The organism is Xanthobacter sp. DMC47, from assembly GCF_056313845.1.
This window is the reverse complement of record NZ_JBQUZM010000001.1, coordinates 1,231,014-1,253,860: the sequence shown is the minus strand read 5'-3', so window position 1 is coordinate 1,253,860 and position 22,847 is coordinate 1,231,014. Positions and strand designations below refer to the sequence as shown.

23 protein-coding genes are annotated in these 22,847 nt (G+C 69.8%); 7 read left to right on the top strand and 16 right to left on the bottom strand.

Annotation, left to right across the window (positions count from 1 at the left end; all coding sequences use genetic code 11):
* Nucleotides 1-34: 34 nt before the first annotated feature.
* The 8 genes from ACT54R_RS05780 to ACT54R_RS05745 all read right to left on the bottom strand — a co-directional run bounded on the left by ACT54R_RS05780 (nt 35) and on the right by ACT54R_RS05745 (nt 8,305).
* Nucleotides 35-1,069 carry a CobW family GTP-binding protein gene (locus ACT54R_RS05780; RefSeq protein WP_476324449.1) on the bottom strand — a complete coding sequence of 345 codons (1,035 nt, stop codon included), beginning with the start codon at nt 1,067-1,069 and terminating at the stop codon, nt 35-37.
* Complete coding sequence (locus ACT54R_RS05775) at nt 1,066-1,362, bottom strand: hypothetical protein (RefSeq protein WP_476324448.1); 297 nt, start codon at nt 1,360-1,362, stop codon at nt 1,066-1,068. Before ACT54R_RS05775 ends, ACT54R_RS05780 begins: the two co-directional genes overlap by 4 nt.
* Before the next feature lie 34 nt (nt 1,363-1,396).
* Nucleotides 1,397-2,278: a polysaccharide deacetylase family protein gene (locus ACT54R_RS05770; protein ID WP_476324446.1), complete on the bottom strand. Its 882-nt coding sequence runs from the start codon at nt 2,276-2,278 to the stop codon at nt 1,397-1,399.
* Nucleotides 2,279-2,296: 18 nt separating this feature from the next.
* The gene (locus ACT54R_RS05765) at nt 2,297-3,190 is read right to left on the bottom strand and encodes a PDR/VanB family oxidoreductase (RefSeq protein ID WP_476324444.1); all 894 of its coding nucleotides are present in this window, start codon (nt 3,188-3,190) and stop codon (nt 2,297-2,299) included.
* A 214-nt stretch (nt 3,191-3,404) separates the two neighbouring features.
* Complete coding sequence (locus ACT54R_RS05760) at nt 3,405-5,003, bottom strand: TolC family protein (RefSeq protein WP_476324442.1); 1,599 nt, start codon at nt 5,001-5,003, stop codon at nt 3,405-3,407.
* A gap of 4 nt (nt 5,004-5,007) precedes the next feature.
* A complete protein-coding gene (locus tag ACT54R_RS05755) occupies nt 5,008-6,945 on the bottom strand; it encodes an FUSC family protein (RefSeq protein ID WP_476324440.1) in 1,938 nt (645 codons plus the stop codon).
* Nucleotides 6,929-7,978, bottom strand: a complete 1,050-nt coding sequence (gene mdtN / locus ACT54R_RS05750) for a multidrug transporter subunit MdtN (protein ID WP_476324438.1) — start codon at nt 7,976-7,978, stop codon at nt 6,929-6,931. Before mdtN ends, ACT54R_RS05755 begins: the two co-directional genes overlap by 17 nt.
* 3 nt (nt 7,979-7,981) lie before the next feature.
* Nucleotides 7,982-8,305: a YtcA family lipoprotein gene (locus ACT54R_RS05745; RefSeq protein WP_476324436.1), complete on the bottom strand. Its 324-nt coding sequence runs from the start codon at nt 8,303-8,305 to the stop codon at nt 7,982-7,984.
* A 227-nt stretch (nt 8,306-8,532) separates the two neighbouring features.
* Between ACT54R_RS05745 and ACT54R_RS05740 the strand changes: the two genes are divergently transcribed.
* Complete coding sequence (locus ACT54R_RS05740) at nt 8,533-9,654, top strand: linear amide C-N hydrolase (RefSeq protein WP_476324434.1); 1,122 nt, start codon at nt 8,533-8,535, stop codon at nt 9,652-9,654.
* 22 nt (nt 9,655-9,676) lie between these two features.
* Here ACT54R_RS05740 and ACT54R_RS05735 read toward each other — a convergent pair whose 3' ends face one another.
* Genes ACT54R_RS05735 through ACT54R_RS05725 form a run of 3 tightly spaced genes read right to left on the bottom strand, consistent with a single transcriptional unit; the run spans nt 9,677 to nt 15,002 of the window.
* A complete protein-coding gene (locus tag ACT54R_RS05735) occupies nt 9,677-12,778 on the bottom strand; it encodes an efflux RND transporter permease subunit (protein ID WP_476324432.1) in 3,102 nt (1,033 codons plus the stop codon).
* Nucleotides 12,775-13,851, bottom strand: a complete 1,077-nt coding sequence (locus ACT54R_RS05730; RefSeq protein ID WP_476324430.1) for an efflux RND transporter periplasmic adaptor subunit — start codon at nt 13,849-13,851, stop codon at nt 12,775-12,777. Before ACT54R_RS05730 ends, ACT54R_RS05735 begins: the two co-directional genes overlap by 4 nt.
* Nucleotides 13,848-15,002: an efflux RND transporter periplasmic adaptor subunit gene (locus ACT54R_RS05725; protein WP_476324428.1), complete on the bottom strand. Its 1,155-nt coding sequence runs from the start codon at nt 15,000-15,002 to the stop codon at nt 13,848-13,850. The genes ACT54R_RS05730 and ACT54R_RS05725 overlap by 4 nt, the downstream gene beginning before the upstream one ends.
* A 236-nt stretch (nt 15,003-15,238) precedes the next feature.
* Between ACT54R_RS05725 and ACT54R_RS05720 the strand changes: the two genes are divergently transcribed.
* Nucleotides 15,239-15,820, top strand: coding sequence for a TetR/AcrR family transcriptional regulator (locus ACT54R_RS05720; RefSeq protein WP_476324426.1), 582 nt, complete (start codon nt 15,239-15,241; stop codon nt 15,818-15,820).
* A 63-nt stretch (nt 15,821-15,883) separates the two neighbouring features.
* Nucleotides 15,884-16,774, top strand: coding sequence for an alpha/beta fold hydrolase (locus ACT54R_RS05715; protein ID WP_476324424.1), 891 nt, complete (start codon nt 15,884-15,886; stop codon nt 16,772-16,774).
* A 9-nt stretch (nt 16,775-16,783) separates the two neighbouring features.
* Here the strand turns inward: ACT54R_RS05715 and ACT54R_RS05710 are convergent, their stop codons facing one another.
* The 3 genes from ACT54R_RS05710 to ACT54R_RS05700 all read right to left on the bottom strand — a co-directional run bounded on the left by ACT54R_RS05710 (nt 16,784) and on the right by ACT54R_RS05700 (nt 18,755).
* Nucleotides 16,784-17,890, bottom strand: coding sequence for a YeeE/YedE family protein (locus ACT54R_RS05710; RefSeq protein ID WP_476324422.1), 1,107 nt, complete (start codon nt 17,888-17,890; stop codon nt 16,784-16,786).
* An 80-nt stretch (nt 17,891-17,970) separates the two neighbouring features.
* On the bottom strand, nt 17,971-18,342 hold the full coding sequence (locus ACT54R_RS05705) for an ArsR/SmtB family transcription factor (RefSeq protein WP_024280680.1): 372 nt from the start codon (nt 18,340-18,342) through the stop codon (nt 17,971-17,973).
* Between the two features lie 32 nt (nt 18,343-18,374).
* Nucleotides 18,375-18,755, bottom strand: coding sequence for a thioredoxin fold domain-containing protein (locus tag ACT54R_RS05700; protein WP_476324420.1), 381 nt, complete (start codon nt 18,753-18,755; stop codon nt 18,375-18,377).
* Nucleotides 18,756-18,871: 116 nt separating this feature from the next.
* Between ACT54R_RS05700 and ACT54R_RS05695 the strand changes: the two genes are divergently transcribed.
* Nucleotides 18,872-19,600, top strand: a complete 729-nt coding sequence (locus tag ACT54R_RS05695; RefSeq protein ID WP_476324418.1) for a cytochrome c biogenesis CcdA family protein — start codon at nt 18,872-18,874, stop codon at nt 19,598-19,600.
* A 9-nt stretch (nt 19,601-19,609) separates the two neighbouring features.
* Nucleotides 19,610-20,173: a SoxW family protein gene (locus tag ACT54R_RS05690; RefSeq protein WP_476324416.1), complete on the top strand. Its 564-nt coding sequence runs from the start codon at nt 19,610-19,612 to the stop codon at nt 20,171-20,173.
* A 35-nt stretch (nt 20,174-20,208) separates the two neighbouring features.
* Here the strand turns inward: ACT54R_RS05690 and soxX are convergent, their stop codons facing one another.
* Nucleotides 20,209-20,835 (bottom strand): sulfur oxidation c-type cytochrome SoxX, encoded by a 627-nt coding sequence (soxX, locus tag ACT54R_RS05685; protein ID WP_476324414.1) that lies wholly within the window; start codon nt 20,833-20,835, stop codon nt 20,209-20,211.
* Between the two features lie 14 nt (nt 20,836-20,849).
* Nucleotides 20,850-21,680, bottom strand: coding sequence for a sulfur oxidation c-type cytochrome SoxA (gene soxA, locus ACT54R_RS05680; protein ID WP_476324412.1), 831 nt, complete (start codon nt 21,678-21,680; stop codon nt 20,850-20,852).
* A gap of 255 nt (nt 21,681-21,935) precedes the next feature.
* Between soxA and soxY the strand changes: the two genes are divergently transcribed.
* Entirely contained in the window at nt 21,936-22,424 is a 489-nt protein-coding gene (soxY, locus tag ACT54R_RS05675; protein WP_476324410.1) for a thiosulfate oxidation carrier protein SoxY, read from the top strand.
* 85 nt (nt 22,425-22,509) lie between these two features.
* Nucleotides 22,510-22,839 (top strand): thiosulfate oxidation carrier complex protein SoxZ, encoded by a 330-nt coding sequence (soxZ, locus tag ACT54R_RS05670; protein WP_024280673.1) that lies wholly within the window; start codon nt 22,510-22,512, stop codon nt 22,837-22,839.
* Nucleotides 22,840-22,847 lie beyond the last annotated feature (8 nt).

Genomic DNA, 22,847 nt, shown 5'->3' with positions numbered 1-22,847 from the left:
ATCGGGGGAGCTTAGCCTTTCGCGGGGTTCGGGCTCAACGCAGGTCGCGCGCCGCATGCTCGTCCTGCGCCGGAGTGCTGGCGAGGGATGCAGGCCCCACGCAGGCGGTGAACGATCGCGCGATCAGATGTTGCGGCAGCCCATCCACGATGAACACCAGGAACGAGGATGTCCCGGCCGCCTCCGCCACGGGCCGGTGCTCCGGGAAATAGGCGATGTGCCGCACGCAGTTGAGGAGCACCGGCGCGTCTGCGCCCTCGAGGTGGAGGAAGCCCTTGATGCGCGGGATCCTCTCCCCGTGCCGGTGCAGCAGCAGCGACAGCCACAGGGCGAGCCGCGTCCAGTCCAGGCGCCCGGACATGCTCAGGCAGAAGGTGTCGGGGTCCGGAGGCCGGCAGGCGAAGCGCCCGGTGGCCGCCAGGAACGCGCTGCGGGCCCGCCGGTCGGCGCGCAGGTGCCGGGCCTCCGCCACGAGGCGGTCGAATGCGGTGTCCGCCGCGCTCAGGCACGGCGCCAGGGGCTGCAGCGCGGCCGCCCGCGCCGCGGCCGCGGCGGTCTCCTGCGGCGTCGTCAGGTCCATCTTGGTGAGCAGCACGATGTCCGCCGCCGCGATCTGGCGCCGGTGCTCAGCGGTGCCGACGCTCTGCGCGTCGTGCAGGCAATCCACCAGGGTCACCACCAGGGCGATCCGCAACTGGCCATCGAGGAAGGGGTCGGAGACGATGGTGGCGATCACCGCCAGCGGATCGGCGAGGCCGCTCAGTTCCAGCACCACCCGGTCGAAGTCGCCGCGCGCGCGGTGGAGCGCGAGCACCCGGTGCAGCTCCTCCTTCACCCCGCGGTCCATGCGGCAGCACAGGCACCCGTTCGCGAGCAGGGCGACGGCGGTGGAATCGCTGCGCAGGAGCCGGTCGTCCACGCCGAAGGCGGCCGCCTCGTTCACCAGCAGAAGGGCGCCGGCGAGGGCGCCGCTCTCCTGGGCGCGGCGCAGATAGGTGGTTTTGCCACTGCCGAGGCTGCCGGTGACGATGTGGAGCGGGATGCGCCGATCGCCGGCGGCCGGGGTCATCGCCGTGCGGCTCCGAGCGCTTCCACGCCGGCGATGAACGCCTCGTCGAGCGGGTCCATCTCCCGTCCCGACAGGCGCCTGACCCCCTCCCACACCTGCGGGAGGGTCTCGACGATCAGGGTGCCGCCGGACCGGTCTTCCAGGATCCACGCCGACAGCATCCAGTCCCGCACCCCGATGCCCGCGAGCGCGCAGAAGGCGGCAAGGGCGCGTGCCTGGGCCATGCGCGCGGCCGCCGGGGCCGCGGCCGGCACACCGGCCGGCAGCCGTCCTGCGTCGGACCAGTGCGCCATTCCGGCCCACAGGCCGCACATCCCGCACATGGTCTCAGCCCGCGAACGGATGGGCGCGGTCGAACGCGACGGCGATCTCCTCCAGCGTCCTGAACGTGACCCCCGGCCGGCGGGCCATGTGCTCGATCAGCCGGGAGAGCATGCGCAGCACCTGCGGCCGGCCGGCGACGTCGGGATGCAGGCAGAAGCTGACCACCGCCTCGTCCAGTTCCTCATAGATCCAGTCGAACTGCTCGCGCCACAGCTCCTCGATGTCCCTGGGATTCATGAAGCCGTGGCTGTTCGGCGACTTCTTGATGAACATCATGGGCGGCAGGTCGTCGAGGTACCAGCTCACGGGGATTTCGATCAGCCGGGTCTCCCGTCCCCGGACGAGCGGCTTCATCCAGCTGGCGGCCGGCTGGCCGTAGTCGATCGCCGTCCAGCTGTCGCCCGTCCGCAGGCGGTAGCACGAGACGTCCCGGTGCATCATGGAATGGTCGTAGAGCACGCCCCGGTCCATCAGCAGCTTGGGCGTGTTGGGGCTCAGCTCCCACCACGGCGCCGCGTAGCCCACCGGGCGGCGGCCGGCGAGGGCGGTCAGCAGCTCGATGCAGCGGTCGAGCACGTCGGCCTCCTGCGCGAGCGACATGGCGAGCGGATTTTCATGGGTGTAGCCATGCAGCCCGACCTCGTGGCCGCGCGCCACCACCTGCGCCATCTCGTCCGGAAACGTCTCGACGGAGTGGCCGGGAATGAACCAGGTGGTCTTGAGCCCGTAGCGGTCGAACAGATCCAGCAGCCTCAGGCTGCCCACCTCCCCGGCGAACAGGCCGCGGGAGATGTCGTGGGGCGAATCCGCGCCTCCGAATGTGCCGATCCAGCCGGCGACCGCATCGACGTCGACGCCGAATGCGCAGGTGATGTTCTTGGCCATGCCAGTCCGTCCAGGGTTTCAGAGATCGAGAACGAGGGGGGCGCCCGGCGCGGCCCGGGCGGTGCATATGGCGACGTATCGGTCGCGCTCGGGTTCGCCGAGGCAGGTGTCGCGGTGGACCGGCGTCCCGGCCAGCCAGCGGGTGGCGCAGGTGCCGCAATAGCCTTCGCGGCAGGAATGATCGACATCGAGCCCGGCGGCGATGAGGCGGTCGAGAATGCTATCGCCGGGCCCGATCTCCAGCGTGAGGCCGCTCGCCCTGCAGTCCACGGTGAACGCCCCGTCATCGGCGCCGTCGGTCGCCCGCGGGTCGGCGCCGAAGGCCTCGAAATGGAGAGACAGCTCCTCGCATGACCGCCCGGCCTCGCGCACCGCCGCCATCAGGCCGGAAGGGCCGCAGCAATAGACATGGGTGCCCGGGGGCTGGGCGTGCAGCAGGGCCGGGATGTCGAGCCGGCGCGCGGGATCGCCGCCGTCGAGCGCGAACTGGACCCGGCCGTGCCGGCGGGGGCCGAGCAGATCCTCGTAATAGACGAGGCTTTCCTCGCTCCGGCTGCAGACCACGAGGTGATAGGGGCGGCCGTCGCGCTCGCAGGTCTGCGCCATGCAGAACAGGGGGGTGATGCCGATGCCGCCGGCCACGAGAAGCGTCCGTGGCGCGGGCCGGAGCGGAAAATGGTTGCGGGGCGCGCTCACCTCCAGCGTTTCGCCCACCCGCAGATGCTGGTGGATCCAGCGCGAGCCGCCGCGCCCCGCGTCCTCCCGCTGGACGGCCACGACATAGGGCTCTCCTGCCTGAAACGGGCGCACGAGAGAGTATTGGCGGGCGCCGATGCCCGGCAGGTGAATGTCGATATGGGCTCCCGCCTCATAGGCTGGAAGCTGAGAGCCGTCGGATGCTTCGAGAACCAACTCGCGCGCCGTTGAATTCAAGTTCCGGCTGGTGGTAACGTGAACTATTATTCTGCGGCTGTCCGCATCTTTCATCTGGACGCACCCTTTCAGTCTTGACTGTCAGGGTTGCAGTGATGCCGGAGCGCGGCAAACGATTTGTCCTGCCGCATGGATCAGTTTTGCTCATGGCTGGCTGGCCGCTCAGGCCCGGGTTATCGTCAGCGGGCCACCCTTATCGGGCCACGAGCCCCATCGGGACATCGCGCGAGGTCATGGCGCCGAGGACGAAGGCGAGGTTCGCCGCCGCGGCCAGCGAGGCGGCGTGGGCATCCGAACGGGCCTGGCGGGCCACCAGCAGCCCGCTGTCCGCGGCCGTGGCCACCGATATGTTGCCCACGCCGGCCTTGTAGGCGGAGAGCGCCGCGTCGTAGGTGACGGCCGCCGCGTCCGCGAGGGCGGTCGCCGCCCGGTAGGAAGCGAGCGCCGAGCGCAGCGTGTTGGCGCTGGCGACGATCTCGCGGGCGGCGGTGTCCCGCACCTTGTCGAACGTCGCCTCGGTCGCCGCGGCGAGGGACTGCGCATTCTGCACCTGTGCCGCCCTGAGCCCGCCGTCGAAGATGGGCACGGTGGCGCCCATCATCACGCCGGAGGCGGAGGAGATCTGCCCGATGTTCGGCAGTCCGGACGCCGACAGGCTGGTATTGCCGGTGGCGGCCACGGCGCTCAGATAGACCTTCGGCATGAATTCCGCCTGCGCCGCGGCGATGCCCGACTGGCTCGCCTTCATCGCCGAGAAGGAGGCGAGCACGTCCGGCCGGCGGGCGAGAGCGGCCTCGATCATCTTTTCGGTGGGCGTTCCGATGCTCTCCGGCAGGCTCCGCCCGGCCGCCGGCCGCACCCGGATCTGCGTGACCGGGCTCACCCCGACGGCCCCGAGGAGTATCTGGTAGGCGTCCCGCTCGCTCCCCTCGGCCTGCACCAAAGCGAAGCGCGACTGCGCCAGTTGCTGGCGCGCCTGCGCCACCTCCACGGTGTTGCCGATGCCGTTCTTGAGCCGTGCCTCCGCCGCATCGAGGATGTCGCGGCTGTTGGCGAGGGTTTGGCTGGCCGCGTCCACCCGGCTGCGCGCGGCGCCGTAGAGGAAATAGCTGCGCGTGACGTCGTAAATGATCTTCTGATGGACCCCGTTGAACAGAACGTTGGCGGCGTTGGACGTCTCCTTCGCCGTCTGGTGCAGGGCGCTGCGCTGGCCGAAGTCGAACACCAGCCACTGCAGCGCCACCTGCGGCGACAGGCCGGTCACCGTGCTCTGCACCTGGTTGACGCCGCCGATGGTGAGGGGCAGCGGGTTGGCGAACGTCTGGTAGCCGCCGATCACATTGGCGGTGATGAGCGGCACGTAGGTCGCCTCCACCATGCCGGCCGCCAGCGCCGCCTGCCGGGCCTGCTGCCAGGCGAGGCGGGTGGCCGGGTTCTGGCTCTGGGCGAGGTCGATCAGCTCGGCGAGGCCGTAGGTCCGGCCCGGGGAGATGTCGGGCGTCGGCTTCATCAGCGCGGCGGCGGGTTCGGGGGGCACGGCGAAATTCGGTGCCGGCGGAGAGGCCGGAGCGCCTGCCGATGCGGTCCCGGCGGCGGACCCTGCATCCGCCGCCGGCGCCGGCGGCTGCGCATCGGCCTGCTTGGGCGTCCAGGGTTGCGAGGGATCGGCCGGCGCGCTGTCGAGCGCGTTGAGGGCGCAGGCCGGCAGCAGCATGCAGGCCAGCAGGAGGAGGGTGCGGCGGGCGAAGCTCGCAAAGGGGGTCGGCCGCGGGCGCGGAGGGGGGCGCATCATGTCCTCACCCCGCCGCCAGCCGCTCGATGCGACGGACCTGCGCCGCGAACCCGCTGCGGTCGCCCTCGCCGTCGCCCGTGTCGGGGAGGCTGCCGCCGCCCCGCGCCACGTCTTCCGCGGCGCGGGCGAAGAGCGCCGGGATTTCCGCCGAGGGCGCGCCGGCGAAGAGGAGAACCGGCAGGGCCGCGCGCACTTCCGCGATCAAGGCGTCGAGGCGCGCGATGCGGGACGGGGCCGGGCGCTGCGAGGCCGGCTCGAACGGCAGCAGCAGTAGGTGCTGCCGGGCCTTCTCCACCTCGGTTTCTACCAGCGATGCGTCGTCGACCGCCTCTGCGCGCGCGGCAGGCTCCCGTTCCGCTAGCCGTGCCAGCGCCGACAGCGCCCGCGACAGGCGGGCCTGAACGTCGAGGACGGCGCTCTTCGGCCAGATGCCGGTGAAGATGAGGTAGACCACGAGGTTGCCGAGCAGGATGCCAACGATGCGATCCCGCCCCGCCGCCATGTCGAGGCTCGGTGCGAACCCGTTGAGGATGGTGAGGAGGAAGGCGAGCCCCACCTGCACCCCGGCGTAGGAGATGCGCTCGCTGCCGGCCGAGATCCAGGCCGCGGGGAGAATGCCGAGGAAGACCAGCGCCATCAGCCCGCCCACCGATTCCAGATGGGGTATGACGAACAGGATGGACAGGAAGCCCAGCCCGGCTCCAAGCAGGCATCCGGCGATGCGGAGCGCCAGCTTGTGGACGGTCTCCGCCGTCGTCCCCAGCGCCGCGACGTAGCAGGTAATCATGGCGGTGTGGATGCCCGTCCAGCCGATCAGCGAATAGGTCACGTAGCACAGGACCGCCGCGGCCGTGGTCTTCAGGGCATAGCGCTGGTAGTCCGGATTCGTGAAGGCGTCGGCGGCGAGGAAGGGGGGCTTCGGGGCCACCGTGTCGGTGCCGCCGTCGTCCCGGGCGAGGCCGGCGAGGGCTGCCGTGACGGCGGCTTCTTGGGTAGTGAGCGCCGCCGTGACGGCGGCTTGGGCAGCGGAAGCCTGCGGGCGTCCTGCCCCGGCCTCAGGCCCGGTTTGAGGCAGCGGTGCCGGCGGCCGCTGGCCGGCCGCCACGCGCCCGGCGGCCATGCGGCAGTGCTCCGCGAGCGCGGCGCGGGTCTCCGTCGTCATCCCGGAGGGGAGGGCGGCGACGGCGAGCAGCAATCGGTAGCTGGTGCGCGCGGCGCCGGACAGCCACGTCACCTCGGCGGATGGAGCGGTGTGGAACAGGCGGGCGAGCGTCACCTTCTGTCCGTCGGCGTCGATGCCTTCGGCGAGGGGCGCGGCGAGCCGTTCCGGCGCGGTGTCCGGCGGCAGCGACAGGGCCTCCGCGGCCGCCGTGAGGCGTTCCGCCACCGTCCTGCGCAGGAGGCGATGGGGAGAGGTGCCGAACACGAGGTTGAAGACGATCATCAGCACCATCGGCATGGCAGCCATCTGCCACGCATAGAGCAGTCCCCGCGTGGCGATCTCCCCCGCCGGGAGCTGGTCCACCAGGGTCAGCACGAAGACGATCACGAGGGCGATGATGGAGCCGGTCTCGCCGAGCTGCGAGGCCGCGCCGAGGAACACGAAGACGAAGGAGAGGAGCGCCAGAATGGCGATGCGCAGCAGCGGTTCGTCGGCCGTCGCCGCGATCAGCGGCGCCATGGAGAGCACGACGATGCCGGCGAGAATGATGAGGCCGATGCCCTGGCCGACGCACTCCGCCCCGTCCGGCCGGGCGAGAAAGATGACGAGATAGCAGCCGATGGCTGCTTCCGGCACCCGGTAGACCATCGCCACGGCAGCCACGAGCGCGCACAAGAGCGCCACGCGCCATGTCAGCCCGGCCCGGTCCGGGAAGGGCAAGAGGTCGCGCCACGCCTGGCGCGCCATGGCCGGCCACGGCCGGTCAGCAGCGGCTGCCATGATGCACCGTCGCTGTGGCGGAGGCGCCGATGCGCATGAGGCTCTCGGGCGGATCGAGGAGGCGGATGCGCACCGGAAAGCGCTGGGCGACGCGCACCCAGTCCAGTGACTTGGGCACGATGGGCATCGTCCGCGGCAGCTTGATGAGTTCTTCCGACGCCACACCCCAGCCGATCCCCTCGACCCGGCCGCGGATGGGCCGGGCGCGGTCCGCCAGGGCATAGACGGTGGCGCAATCGCCGGGGGCGATTCGGGGTAGCTCCGTCTCGAGGAACGCGGCGGAGACGTACCAAGCGCCGGTGTTGATGAGGGTGAAGACAGACTGGCCGGAGATGACGAACTCGCCGGGCGATACGGCGAGGCCCACCACCTTGCCATCGAACGGCGCGCGGACCTCGGTATCGGCGAGCGCCCGCTGCGCCAGCCCCAGCGCCGCCCGTCGCGCGTCCACCAAAGCGGCGGCGGCGGCGGCGTCGCTGACCAGGGCGTCGGCGGCGGCCTGCTGGTGCAGGGCCTGCTTGAGCGAGATTTCGGCATCGCGCCTGGCGGTGGCGGCGTCGTCCACCTGCTGGGCGCTCACATAGCCCTTGGGCCGCAGCGCTTCGAGGCGGCCCAGGGTCTGGCTGGCCAGTTCGAGGTTGGAGCGGGCGCGCGCCACCTGCTCTTGCGCGATCACCGCGTTGGAGCGTGCGGCCGAGACGGCGCGCTCCCGGTCCGCCAGCGCCGCCTCGGCGATCCTCAGGTCGGCGGCGGCCTGCTCGGCCTGCAGCCTGTAAGAGGTGGCATCGAGCGCGAACAGCAGCGCGTCCTTGCGCACGCTGCCGTTGTCCTTCGCCTCGATCACCGAGATGCGCCCGGGGACGGCGGCCGAGACGTTCACCGTGTCGGCGGTGACGATCGCATCCTGGGACAGGGGATTGGTCTCGGCAGTATGGATATAGCGCCAGCCAAAGACCACCGCAGCCGCCACCGCCACGAGGCTGACGACGACACCGGCCGTGCGCCGGGGGAGGGCCTTTTCCGCGTTTTCCACGACCTATCGCCCGAAGCTGACGATGGAGACCAGGAAGCCGATGCCCGCCGCCACGCAGACATAGACGGGCAGGCGCGCCGGGATGACGTCGTCGATGCCGAGGCGGATCAGCACCACCCGCACCAGCACGGCACCGATGATGCCGATGCCGGCGCACAGCAGCCAGGAGGGAAAGAAGGCGCCGAAAAAGGGAATGGACGGCGCGCCGGCCGGCACGCACCCGCCGAGGGCCGAGGCGGTGATTACGGCGGTCACGAACACCGGGACCTGAAGGCTTTTCAGCCGGACGATGCCCCTGCGGAGGTCGCGGATCAATCGATGGGACACCTGGGACGATCCTCCGCCAATGAACCTGCACGGGGGACGGATGCCGCTCTTGAGCGGTATTCCCGTGCATCGTCCCATCTTCAAGTCCTAACAAGAGCTTAACGCTAAATCAAACCCGGAAGGCGTTGAAGCGTGGTTGTACGCGGCCTTTGCGCACGGCACGAAGTGTGCCACCAAGCGGGGGGCCGCGCACGGTGCGGGGCGTCCGTTTCCGGGGAGACGCCGGCATGTGTACAGCGCTCGTCTACAGGGATGCCGCGGGGCGCTCCTATCTCGGCCGCACGCTCGAACTGACGGTCGAGCTGCCCTACGAGGTGGCCTACTTCCCGGCGGGGATCTCGGTCAGCTCGGCGGTTCCCGGCCATCCGGCGCTCGCCTATGCAGTCGAGCACGCCTTTCTCGCCATCACCATGCCCGGGCGGGTGCCGACGCCGCAGGCGCCGCTGGGCATCGCGGACCTGAAGGTCGTCGAGGGACTGAACGACACGGGCGTCACCTTCAGCGTGCTGTCCTATCCGTCCGCCGCCGGCCGGGGGCAGGCGGTGGAGATGACGCGCGCGGTGCTCGCCGCCTCCGACCTCGGGAGCTGGGTGCTGGGCCGGTTCGCGAGCGTGGCGGAGGTGAAGGCGGCGCTCGGCGACCAGCCGGTCGTGCTGGAGGCGCTGGCCATTCTCCAGGGGGCGGTGTCGCCGTTCCACTATGTGGTGAACGACGCTTCGGGCGCCTCGCTGGTGATCGAGTTCCACAAGGGCACGATGGAGCTTTACGACAACCCCGTGCGGGTGATGACCAACGGCCCCCGCTTCGACTGGCACCTGACCAATCTCGACAACTACACCTTCCTCAGCAACGTGGACCGCCCGGCCGCGACCTTCGGCGGCTATGCGGCCCGCCAGCCGGACTCCGGCATCGCCACGGCCGGCCTGCCCGCGTCCAGCACCTCGGTCGGGCGCTTCGTGCGGGCGGTGTACTACGCGCAGTTCGCCGAGCCGGCGGACACGCCCGATGGGGCGGTGAGCGCGCTCGCCCATGTGATGAACAATTTCGACCGCCCGCGGGGCGTCTCCATCGATTATCCGGGGGCAGGCGGCGGCCACATGGAGGTGGCGGGGCTGAAGGAGGACGGCGCGCGGCCCTACGCCACCGAGTTCACCTCCTGGACCAGCCTGTCGGATCTCGATCGGCGCCTGTTCTTCGTGCGCGACTATGCCGGCATGAACTTCACCCGCTTCGACCTCGCCGCGCTCGCGGGCACGGCGACGCCGCGGGTGCTGCCGCTGGCGCGGCTGTCGGCGCTGCCCGTGGACGCGACCGACGCCCTGAAGGCCGCGCCGCCGTCCGCCGCCTGAGCCGGACGGCTGCGGCCGCCGTTCAGGCCGGGCTATCGGCGGGGGCGGCGGGGGCAGGCCCCGCCGCAGCTGCATCGTCCCCCGCCTTCGGGGCGGGGATGCGGAACCACGCCACATAGAGCGCCGGCAGGAACAGCAGCGTCAGCACCGTTCCCACGATGATGCCGCCCATCATGGCGTAGGCCATGGGCCCCCAGAACACCTCGCGGGCGATGGGGATGAGGCCGAGGCTCGCCGCCGCGGCGGTGAGCAGGATGGGCCGCATGCGGTGCTCCGTGGCTTCCCGCACCGCGTCCCACGGCGGGCGGCCCTCGGCGCGCAGATGCTCGATCTGCACGATCAGGATCACCGAGTTGCGGATGAGGATGCCGATGAGGGCCAGCACGCCGAGGATGGCGACGAAGCCCAGCGGCGCACCGCTCGGCACCAGCGCGGCGACGACGCCGATGAGCGCCAGCGGCGCGACGGCGAACACCAGCACCAGCCGCTGGAAGCTCTGCAGCTGGATCATCAGGATGGTGGCCATGATGAACAGCATCAGCGGCATCACCGCCAGGATGGGCGCCTGGCTCTTCTGGCTCTCCTCCACCGCGCCGCCGATGACGACGCGATAGCCGGGCGGCAGCTTCGCGTTGAAGGCCGCGACGGCGGGGGTGAGCTGCTCCACCACCGTGTTCGGCTGCGCGGCATCGATGATGCCGGCCTTGGCCGTGATGGTCGGCAGCCGCGAGCGGCGCCAGATGGTGGGCTGCTCGATCTCGTAGCGCAGGGTCGCCACCGCCGCCAGCGGCACGGAGCGTCCGCCCGAGCCGGGCAGCTGCAGGTCGCGCAGGGTCTCGATGGACTGGCGCTCCTGCGCAGTGGCGCGGCCGAGCACGGTCACGAGATAGATGTCGTCCCGCACCTGGGTCATGGACGTGCCGTCCAGCACGCCGTTGAGCGCGCCGGCGATGTCCTCGGATGTGACGCCGAGCTGGCGCGCCTTGTCCTGGAGCACGTCCACCTTGATGACGCGGGCGGGCTCCATCCAGTCGAACACCACGTTGCCGAGGTGCGGGTTGCCGCGCATGACGCCGGCGAAGGCGAGGGCATAGCTGCGCACCTGCTGGATGTCCGGCCCGCTCACCCGGTACTGCACCGGGCGGCCGACCGGCGGGCCGATGTCGAGGAAATGCACGAAGGCGTCGGTGCCGGGCATGGCCTTGTCGAGATAGGCCTGGAACTGCCCCTTGAGCCGGTTGCGCTCCTCCAGCCCCTTGGTGACGATGATGGTCTGGCCGAACGCCACGTCCGCCGGCTGCACGTCCACCGGCAGCACGAAGCGCGGGGCGCCCGTGCCCACATAGGTGGACCAGTGGTCGATGTCGGGGTTGCCCTTCAGCACCTCCTTTTCGAAGCGCGCCATCTGGGCGTTGGTCTCGGCGATGGAGGCGTTCTGCGGCAGGTTCCAGTCGACGATCAGCTCCCGGCGGTCGGAGGACGGGAAGAACTGCTGCTGCACGAGGCCCATGCCGGCGAGGGACAGGATGAAGACGAGCATCGTGATGCCGATGGTCGCCCAGCGCCACAGCATGGCCTGTTTCAGGATCGCGGCGAAGGCACGGGCGAAGCGGCCGCCGCCTTCCTGATGATGCGGCAGGCTCTTGGGCAGGATGGCGACGCCAAGAAGAGGCGTGAACAGCACCGCCACCAGCCACGACACCAGCAGCGACACGGCGATGACGACGAACAGGGTGAAGGTGAATTCGCCCGCATTGGAATTGTTGAGGCCGATGGGGATGAAGCCCGCCACCGTCACCAGCGTGCCCGAGAGCATGGGGAACGCCGTCGAGGTGTAGACGTAGGTGGCGGCCTTCCTGAGCGTATCGCCGGCCTCCAGCCGCGCCACCATCATCTCCACCGCGATCATGGCGTCGTCCACCAGGAGGCCGAGGGCGATGATGAGCGCGCCGAGCGAGATGCGCTGGAGCGAGATGCCGGAATAGGCCATCACCAGGAAGGTGATCGCGAGCACCAGCGGGATCGAGATCGCCACCACCAGCCCGGCACGCAGGCCGAGGCTGACGAAGCTGATGGCGAGCACGATGATGACCGCCTCCATGAGGGCGCGGGTGAAGCCGCCCACGGCCTCCTCCACGATCTGTGGCTGGTCGGAGACGAGATGCACGCCGACCCCCACCGGCAGGTCGGCCTCGATGCGCGCCATCTCCGCCTTCAGCGCCTCGCCGAACTGCAGCAGGTTGGCGCCGGCCTTCATGCCGATGGCGAGGCCGATGGCCGGCTCGCCATTGAAGCGGAACAGCGACTGGGGCGGGTCCACGTAGCCCCGCCGGATGGTGGCGATGTCGGTGAGGGGGAAGAAGCGGCCATTGATCCTGAGGTTGATGGCCTTGAGGCTCTCCTCGGAGGTGAATTGCCCGTTGACGCGCACGGCGATGCGTTCCGGCCCGGCCTGCAGCACGCCCGAGGGCACCAGCGCGTTCTGCGCCTGGAGCGCGGTGAGGACGGCGCGCTGGTCGATGCCGAGCGCAGCCATCTTGCGGGTGGAGAATTCGAGGAAGATCACCTCATCCTGCGCGCCGATGATGTCCACGCGGCCGACGTTCGGCACGGTCAGAACCTCCGCGCGCACCTCCTCCACCCGGTCGCGCAGCTGGCGCTGGGTGAGGCCATCGCTGGTGAAGGCGTAGATGTTGCCGTAGACGTCGCCGAACCGGTCGTTGAACTGCGGTCCCGTCACGCCTTGCGGGAACGTGCTGCGGATGTCGTTGACCATGTTGCGCACCTGCAGCCAGGTGGGCACCACGTCGCGCGCCTTGGTGGTGTCGCGCAGGTTCACGAAGATGGTGGTCTGGCCCGGCACGGTGAGGCTGCGGGTGTAGTCCAGCGCCTCAAGCTCCTCGAGCTTCTTCTCGATGCGCTCGGTGACCTGCCGGGTCATCTCCTCCGCCGAGGCGCCGGGCCATTGCGCCTGGATCACCATGGTCTTGATGGTGAAGGCGGGGTCCTCCTCGCGGCCGAGCTGCAGGTAGGACAGGAAGCCCGCGAGCACGAAGGCGAGCATGAAGTACCAGACGAGCGAGCGGTGCTCGAGCGCCCAGTCGGACAGGTTGAACGACTTCACGGCTGGGCATCCTGCTCTAGACGCACTTTCTGGCCCTCGGACAGGCTGTGCACGCCGGCCGTCACGAGGCGCGTTCCCACGGCCAGTCCCCCGGTCACGCGGGTTCGGTCACCGGTGGTGGCGGAAACGGCGACCTCCTGCGCATGCACCGTCCGGTCGTCGCTTGCGACACGCCAGACGAAGGCCTTGCCGTCGCGGGTGAAGACCGCCGATCCGGGAACGAACAGATCGGCGGCAAGATCGCTGGCCGGTCGTGCCGCCACCGTGCTGCCGAGCCGGAACGCCTCGGGCGGATGGTCGAGGGTGATGCGCACGCGGCGGGTGCGGGTCACGCTGTCGGCCTGGGGGGCGATCTCGCGCACCCGGCCGGTGGCGGTCGGCGCCCCGTCAAGCTGAAGGCTGACCTGGAACGGCGACCCGATCCGCACGTCGCCGATGAAGTCCTCGCCGATATCCACCACCGCCTCGCGCACGTCGGGCCGCGCGATGGTGACGACGCTGCGCCCGGGGGAGACCACCTGCCCGGCCTCCGCGCCCACCGCCGTGACGACGCCGGCGAATTCGGCCTTCAGTTGGGCATAGGCCAATTGCTCGCGCGCCTTGACGAGGTTCGCCTGGGCCCGGGCCACAGACGCCTCGGAGGCGGCGCGGCTCTGCTCGGCGGTCTCGAATGTCGCGCGGCTGGTGGCGGCGGTCTCCAGCAGGGTCCGCTGGCGCTGCTCCGTGCCGGACGCATTGGTGAGCTGGGCTTGGGCGTTGGCGACCTCCGCGAGGGCGGAGCGCACCGCGAGCTTCAGGGCGGTGTCGTCGATGGCCGCGACGACCTGATCCTTCGCGACCACATCGCCCACGTTCACCGACCGCACGAGCAGCCGCCCCAGCACGCGGAAGCTCAGCTCGGTCTGCACCTGCGGCTCGATGGTGCCCACCACTTCGAGCCCATCGCGCGACAGGGGCTGGACCACCGCCGTGAGCACGGGACGGGGCGGAACGGCGGGGGCGGCGGCCTGCTCGCCACAGCCGGCGAGGGCGGCCATGGCGGCGAGCGCCAGGATGGGACGGGCGTGCCTCATGAGCCGCTCTCCAGGGTGTAGTCGACGGTCTGGCCGGTGCTGAGGCGCTTGGCGCCCTCCACGACCACGATGTCGCCCGGCGCGAGGCCGGAGGAAATGACGATGGAGCCGGTCTCGAAGGCATCCACGGCGACCCTGGCGAGGGAGACCGCGCGGGTCTTCGGATCGATCCGCCAGACGGCCGGGTCCGCGCCCTCGGACGCCAGCGCGCTCCAGGGCAGGACGATGCGCGGCCGCGCCTTCGACGTCACGGTGGCGGTCACCGGGCTGCCGAGGGCCATGGCATCGGGCGGCGCGTCGATGGCCACCTTCACCCGCACCGTGCCGTTGCTCGCGTCGATGACCGGCGAGACCTCCCGAACGTGCCCTTGCGCGGCGACCTTGGGATCGGAGACCAGCGCCACCTTGATGCGGTCGGCGTCGCGGTTGCGGAAGAAGGTTTCATAGACGTCGAACACCGCGTCGCGCGTGCCGTCCTCGGCCAAAGTGAACGCCGCCTGGGCGGGCTGCACCACCTGCCCGACCTCCACGGTGCGCGCGGTGATGACGCCCGCCGCGCCGGCCCGCAGCTCGGCATAGCCCAACGCATCGCGCGCGGTGCCGAGCTGGGCCCGCGCGGTCTCCAGCGCGCTTTCCGCCGCGCCGGCCGTCTCGGTGGCCTGATCGTAGGTGGAGCGGGTGGTGTAGCCCTTGGCGAGCAAGGTCGCCTGCCGATCGAAATTGGCATTGGCCACGCGCAGCCGGGACTCGGCGGCGGCGACGGCGGCCGTCGCAGCGTCGAGGTCGGCCTGCTGCTCGGTCGGGTCGATGCGCGCCAGGAGATCGCCGGCCGCGACGTGCGCGCCCACGTCCACCAGCCGTTCCGTGACCCGACCGCCGACGCGGAAGGAGAGCTGGGTGAGCACCTTGGCCTCCACGTCCCCGGTCAGCGAGGCGGAGGTCGCGCGGTCCGTCATCGCCACGGTCGTGGCCCGGACGAAGATCGCGGGCCGCCCGGCCTCCGGCGTCTTGCGGGGCGTTGCTTCCCCGTCGCAGGCGGCGAGCAGGCCTGCCAGGGCGAAGACCGAGATCAGTGCGGCCGTCGGCCGCCGCGCAGGCGAACGGGCGCCCGTTCCGGCGTCTGCCGCCGGGTGACGATAGAAGGCGTGCATGGGGGATCAGGCCGTCCTGTTCGGGAACCGGGGCACGGCGCAGCCGGTTGGCGAATGTCGAGCGGGCATCTGCCTGAAGGGCGCGCGCCGGTGCATAGGCATGGAAATCTCCACTGCGGAACCTCGCGCCCCTCGGTTCTGCTATCCATCTAGATCAGCCGGCGGGCGGAAGTCAACAGCTGTTGACCTCTTGTCCGTGGCCTTCTACGCGTCAAGACCGGACGAGGACGGATGTGATGACCAAACCGCGTGACAGCTCGGCGCCTGCGCCCGGGCGGGAGAGAATCCTCGCGGCTGCCGTCGCGCGGTTCTCGCGGCAGTCCTACGACGAGACCGGACTGCGCGAGATCGCGGCCGACGCCGGCGTGGATGTCGCCTATGTTCATCGCGCCTTTGGCTCCAAGGAGCAGCTGTTCCATGCGGCTTTGAAGCGGGCGATGCAGACGGAGACGTTCCTCGATGATCTCGGCACCGATCCAGCCCGCATGCTGGCGGCCCATGTGGTGTCCAAATCCAAGGCGGACGCGGGCTGCGAGGCCGGGCCGATGGGCATCCTTATCCACTCCCTAACCAGCCCGAAGGCCGCGGCGGTGCTGCGCGCGGTGGTGATCGAGGACTTCGTGGCGCCCCTGGGCACGCAGCTTGACGCCAACGCCACGCAGCGCGCGGCGCTGGCGGCAGCGCTGCTGATGGGGTTCGGCATCCTGCGCGACGTGCTGGAACTTCCGGACCTGACGGAAGGACCGGGTGGCGCCCTGGAGCGCGGCCTCGCCGATGCGCTGGCGGTGGTCCTCGGACAAGCGAATCCGAAAATTTAATCCGGGTAATATTGACGTAAATTTATCCGGGTCTTAATTGGGGCGTGTCTCACGGACTGCGCCATGACCCTCGCGACGGCCAACGGCCTCGATCTCGCCTACGACACCTTCGGCTCCGCGGACGACGCGATCCTGCTGATCGCCGGCCTCGGCGTGCAGAGGCTCCGCTGGCCGGACCCGTTCTGTGCCGCCCTTGCGGGGCAGGGCTTTCGCGTCATCCGCTTCGATAATCGCGATGCCGGCGGCTCCACCCATCTTGGCCAACACCCGCCGCCGGACCTCGGCGCGCTCATTGCCGCGCTGAGGGCGGGGCAGCGGCCGGAGGTGCCCTATACTCTCTTCGACATGGCGGCCGACGCAGTGGGCCTGCTGGATGCCCTCGCCATTCCCCAAGCGCATGTGGTCGGCCTGTCCATGGGCGGCATGATCGCGCAGATCATGGCGAGCGAGCATCCCGGACGGGTGCTGTCCCTCACTTCAATCATGTCCGGCACCGGCAATCCGGCGCTGCCGCAGGCCGAGCCGGACGTGGTGGCGCTGATGATGCGCCCGGCGCCCGATCCGGCCCGCGACGAAGCCGGCTTTCTGGCCCACAGTCTCGCCTTCGCCCGGCGCATCGCCGGCCCCGGTCATCCCGTGGACGAAGCGGTCCATCGTCGCCTTGTCCTGGAGGAGGCGAAGCGCAGCCATGATCCCGCCGGAGCGGGACGGCAGCTCGCCGCCATGGTCGTGGCCGGGGACCGCCGCGTTCGGCTCGCAACCATCGGCGTGCCCGCGCTGGTCATCCACGGCGCTTGCGATCCCTTGATCCCGCCGGCCTGCGGCGCCGACACCGCCGCCGCGATCCCGGGCGCCGAATTCCTGCTGATCGAGGGCATGGGCCACCATCTGCCGGCAAGCCTCCACGCGAGGGTGGCGGATGCCATCGTCCGTCTGGCGCGGTCCACGCGGTAGCGCGCGCCCTCAGGGCTTGTTGTGGAAGCCGAAGCGGCCGGCCACGCTCTGGCGCACGAAGCCGGTGAGGGAGCCTTCCATCAGCAGCGCGATGCCGAGCCGCGCGCCCACCGCCATGCCCGCCACCGCGAGCGGCCAGGACAAGGCGAAGAGGGACCCGGCCGTCAGCCCCTGCCCGATGGTGCAGCCGCCGCAGAGGATGCCGCCTGACCCCATGAGCACCGCGCCGAGCAGATGGCGCTTCATCTCGCGCGGGTCGTCGAACGCCTCCCAGCGGAATTCGTCCGCGAGGCGGGCGGCGGCGAAGGCGCCGAGGGCGACGCCGAACACGCTGCCGGCGCCGAACTCGGCGAGGCTCGTGGGCTCGAACAGCACGCCGAACAGGGCGCGCGCCACCGGCGAGACGAAGGTGAGGCTCTGCGGCGCGGTGGGGTGGGCGAACTCGTCCACCAGCCAGGTGGTGGCGAGCCAGCCGGCCACCACGCCGAGGCCCAGCATCACCCCCGCCGTCATCAGCCGTCCGGCGCGGCGCAGCCTGCGGTCGGCGAAGGCCGGCGCCACCAGCGCGACGCCCGCGACGGCGGTGAGGATGCCCCGGAAATCATGCCCCGTGAGCCGCCCCATGATGGAGGGCAGGTCGCTCGCGGTGCCGGCCGGCAGCAGCACGGCGATGCGCTCCAGCCCGTCCACCCGGAGGCCGGCGAAGATGCCGCGCAGCGTCGCGTAGGCGACCGCCCCGAACACCAGCAGCACGACAAGGCTGCGCAGGTCGCCCGAGCCCAGGCGCACCAGCGAGCCGAAGGCGCAGGTGCCCACCAGCGCCATGCCGAGGCCGAACAGCACGCCGCCGGTGAGGATGCCGAGCCAGGGCAGCGCGGTGGTGACGTAATTGGTGCGGTCCGGGCTGAGAATGCCGGCCATGGCGAGTGCCTGCGTGCCCAGCACGGCGAGGCCGAGGGCGAGCGCGAACACCTTCATGCGGCGCCAGTCGTGGCCCACCATGGCGTCTTCCAGCGCGCCGAAGGTGCAGAGGCGGGCGCGGAACACGGCGAAGCCGACCACCCCGCCCACGGCGAGACCGGCGAGCGCGGTCCACCAGGGGCTCGAAACATCCATTGCGCGCCTTCCTCCCTGAGATGGCCGGAGCGGGACTTGTGAGACGTCCCGTCGCCGGCCCGGCGCATTTTTACTGAGGCTTACTTTGCGTCCGATGCGGGGGTGCCGCAATACATGTCGTAGATGACCGAGATGACCCGCCGCACATCATCGTTGGCGAGGCTGTAATAGATGGTCTTGCCGTCGCGCCGCGTGGTGACGAGATCATCGAGGCGCAGGCGCGCCAATTGCTGGGAGACGGTGGGCTGGCGCAGCGAGAGGATGTTCTCCAGCTCCGTCACCGAGCGCTCGCCCTCCGCCAGCAGGCACAGCAGCAGCAGGCGGTTCTCGTGGGAGAGCGCCTTGAGGAAGTCGCTCGCCTTGCGGGCGTTGCGCATGAGGCGGTCAAGCTCGGGCGAGATCTCCGGGCCTTCCCGCAGCTCGTCCTCAAGGCGCCTGGAAACGATCGACATGTGCCTGCCTTCTCAATCCCGGCGGGGCGGCCTCACGGCCGCGCGCCCGCGCTCTTGTCCTCGATGGAGCCGAGCAGGCCCCAGAACGCTTCATCTGAAGCATAGCCGGTAATGCGCCCGACTTCGCGCCCCTCGTCCACCAGCACGAAGGTGGGCGTGAAGCGGACCGGGGCGGCCAGCACCACGTCGCGCGGCGTGCCGTCGGAGAGGTCCACGCGGCGGAGCGGGGCGCGCTGGCCCTCTTCGGTCTTCTCGTAGATGGGCGCCACGTCGTGGTCGAACTTCAGGCAATAGGCGCAGCCCTTGCGCTCGAACATCAGCAGTTCGCGCGCCGAGGCAGCAGGCGCGAGAAACACCGAAAGGCCGGCCGCGATGAGGCCGGCTGCGAGCGTGAGGCACGCTGAAGGACGCATGAATTCACAATCCCGACTTGGATTTCACGAGACATATTATCGCATTCGCATATATCTTGGGCAAGGACCAATCCGCGCACCTTCAAAGACGCGGTTTCCAACCATCGGGGAGGAGCATGTCTCTGGATGTCAGCCTCGCAGGGGCGTTCCTTGCCGGCCTGCTCTCGTTCGCCTCGCCCTGCGTGCTGCCCCTGGTGCCGGCCTATCTCGGCTTCCTCGCCGGGACAGTTGCGGAGGACGGGAAGAGTCCAACGCCCGTAAGGCGCAGTATCCTCGGCGCGGCCCTGCTGTTCGTCCTCGGCTTCGCCTCCGTCTTCATCCTGCTCGGGGCCACCGCCTCTTCGCTGGGGCGGGTGCTGATGGATCACATCGAGACCCTGACGCTGCTCTCCGGTGCATTGCTGGTGGTGTTCGGGCTGCACATGACGGGGCTGGTGCGCATCCCGCTCCTCTACCGGCAGGCGCGGCTGGAGCCCATGGCGCGGCCGGCGGGGCTGATCGGGCCCTATGTGGTCGGGCTCGCCTTCGGCTTCGGCTGGTCGCCCTGCGTCGGGCCGGTGCTGGCGGCGATCCTGCTCGTTGCCGGCGCTGAGGCGTCGGTGGGGCGGGGGATGCTGCTGCTGGGCATCTACGCCGCCGGCATCGGCATCCCCTTCCTCATCGCCGCGGCCTTCACCGAGCGGTTCCTCGTCTGGACGCGGGCGGCGCGCAGCCGGCTCGGCCTCGTGGAGAAGATCGCCGGCGGGCTGCTCATCCTCACCGGCATCGCCTTCATGACCGGCTTCATGCCGCAGATCGCCCAATGGCTGCTCGACGCCGCACCCGGCCTCGGCCGCATCGGATAGGAGGACCCCATGGCACATCCCACGCTCAGCCGCCGGCGCCTCTTGCAGGCGTCGGCGGGGCTCGCGGCGCTCGTTCCCGCCGCCGCACAGGCCAAGGCGAACCTCGGCGACGACGGGCTCTATACGGAAGATTGGTACGTGGACAGCTTCCTCGACCTGCCGGAAGACTTCGCCGCCGCGCGCGGGAAGGGGCGGGGCTTCGCGCTGCAGTGGAGCCAGCGCGGCTGCATCTATTGTAAGGAACTGCACACCGCCTATTTCGCCGATCCGGCCATCGAGACGCCCATCCGGGAGGCATTCGACATCGTGCATCTGGACCTGTTCGGCGCGCGGGAGGTGACCTTTCTCGATGGCGCGAAGCTCAGCGAGAAGGCCCTCGGCCAGCGCGAGCGCATCCGCGCCACGCCCACCTTCCAGTTCTTCGCGGAGGTGGACGGGAAGCCGAAGGAGGTGGCGCGCATGCCGGGCCTGCTGCCGCGCCCGGAATTCTCGGCCCTGTTCCGCTATGTGGCGGAAGGCGCCTATGCCCGCGAGCCGTTCGATGCGTGGCTCGGCAAGCAGGGCAAGGGCTGAAGGGCGGGGGCACCGGAGCGCCCCCGCCGGTCTCGTCATTTCGCCGGCTTGTTCACCGGCGAGTTGGGATCGAACAGATAGGCCACCACGTCCTTCATCTGCTCCTCGCTGAGCACGCCGTTGTGCCCGAAGCGCGGCATGGGCGAGCAGGCGAACACGGCCTGCGCGTTGTAGACCTTCGCGTAGGCGGCCTTGGCATCCTCGGCGGAGAATTTCCGGTCCGCGCCGTAATTGACGAGGCTCGGGCCGAGGGTGCCGTAGCTGACTTCCTTCGGGTCCATCTGGTGGCAGGCGTAGCAATTGCCGCCGCTCACCGTGCCGGGCGGATCGGAAAACTGGCCGCCGCGCCCGTTCTGGGCGACCTCCGCACCCTTCTTCCAGTCGCCGAGCACGCTGCCCTGCGGATACTTCACCGTCTTGGCCTCGCGGGCCATGATGGCCTCCGCCTGCTTGGCGGACGGCTGGTTGCGGGTGACCGAGCAGATTTCCATGGTCTCGTCGGGCACGAGCCGAGCGGCCCAGCCGTCGGGCAGCTTGGTGAAGCTCTCCTTCACCACCCTGTCCACCACGGCGGGCGGGGCAGGGGGGATCTGCTGGGCGAGGGCGACTCCCGGGGCGACCTGCGGAAGAAGAAGCGCCGCGGCGATGATGATTGTCTTCATGGCTCTTCCTCCCCTCAGCGCTTGATGGATGGCACGTTCAGCTCGCCCCCGGCCGCCTGCGCCTGCAGGAAGACGGTGAGCGCGGTGACGGCTTCGGACGCATAATCGGGCGGAGGCATCCGCATCTGGCGATAGCAGTCCCACAGCCGGTGCTGCATGGTCCTGAGCGAACTCTGGGAGACGCGGTAGGTGGGCCAGGAGGCCATGGTGAGCTGGGCGTCCTTGCCCGGCTTATCGAGCTGCGGCAGGCCCTGGAGCCGGATGCGCTTGCCGGGATCGCCGTGGCAGGTGGAGCAGGAGAAGTCGTTGATGGACGAGCGCCGGTAGAACAGCGCCTCGCCGATGGCATAGGCCTCCTTCTCCTGCGGGTTGGCGAGCGGGATGTCGATCTTCATGCCGTTGGACTTGTTGGCGATGAAGGCGACGAGATCCTCCATGTCCGAGCCGCGGCCGGGGCCGGAGAAGGGCTTGGCCATGATGGGCTTGATGTCCACGCCCTGGATCTTGTCCATGCACCACAAGAGGCGCTGTTCGAGGTCCATCACCTTGCCGGCGTCCGCGAAATAGCGCGGCAGAGCGGCATAGGCGCCTTCGAGCTTACCCGGCCCCTGGCCGAGGTCGCAGGCCTCCAGCGAGACGTTCTTGGTGCCGCGTGGATCGGCCCATATGGCCTCGCCGCGATCCACTGCGAGGTAGCCGGGATTGGCCATGGGGTCGTTGATCATCGCGCGGTAGCGCTCGATCTCCTTCTCGCTCGCATCGTCCTGCGCGCGGGCCGTGACGAGGGGTGAGAGCGCCAGAGCGAGGGCGCACAGGCATGTGAGAAGCGTGGCTTTGGGTCGCATGTATCCTCCCCAGCGAGACGTCCGCGGCGTGGGGCCTTCTGCGTGAAGCCCTTGAGCCGCGGCGATCCACTTGCGACGCTCCATCCCTCATAGATGGATGCGATCGGCGGATAGGAGCTACTTTACATTCAAAAAATTCGATATCACAATATGTGAAATTGATCCCCGGCGACCACCGCCGTCGCGGGGACGAAATTCAACAAGAACAACGCCAAAAGCCGGCGCTCGATCGCCGGTCGTGCCAGGAGGAAACGCATGCCGCTCCACCCCGACGCCACCCTTGCGCCCGCGCACGGCCTCCCGACACGCCGCCGCGCGCTGAAGCTCGCGGGCCTCGCCGCGTTCGCGGCCGTGCTGGCCCCGCGCATGGCGCTCGCCACCGAGGCGCAGGTGGCGGACGAAATGAAGAAGCTGTTCGCCGGCAAGGCCATGGGCGAGGGCAAGATCAAGCTCGACATGCCCGAGATCGCCGAGAACGGCCTCGTCGTGCCCATCAACATCGACGTGGAGAGCCCGATGACCGAGGCGGACTTCGTGAAGTCCGTCCACGTCTTCGCCGACGGCAATCCGCTGCCGCAGGTGGTGACCTATCACTTCACCCCCGAAAGCGGAAAAGCCTCTGCCTCCACCCGCATGCGGCTCGCGCAGACCCAGAACGTTATCGCCGTGGCGGAGATGTCCAGCGGACAGCTTTATTCGGCCAAGGTGCAGGTGAAGGTCACCATCGGCGGCTGCGGCGGCTGATACGACAGTCGAATCACGGCCAGAACACACAAAAGAACAGAACAGGCGCGCCTGAGCGCTGCCGAGCAGAAACCGGAGGAAACCCATGGCCCTCAAGTCCCAGCCGCGCGTGCGCGTGCCTGCCCAGGCCAAGGCGGGCGAGATCATCGAGATCAAGACCCTGATTTCGCACGAGATGGAAAGCGGCCAGCGCAAGGACGCCGCCGGCAAGACCGTGCCGCGCGACATCATCAACAACTTCCAGGCCGCCTTCAACGGCAAGCCCTTCTTCACCGCGGAGTGGTTCACCTCCATTTCGGCGAATCCCTACCAGTCCTTCTTCTTCAAGGCGAAGGAGAGCGGCGAGTTCACCTTCACCTGGAAGGATGACGGCGGCGCCGAGCAGAAGGCCACCGCGAAGCTCACCGTCGCCTGAGGCGACGC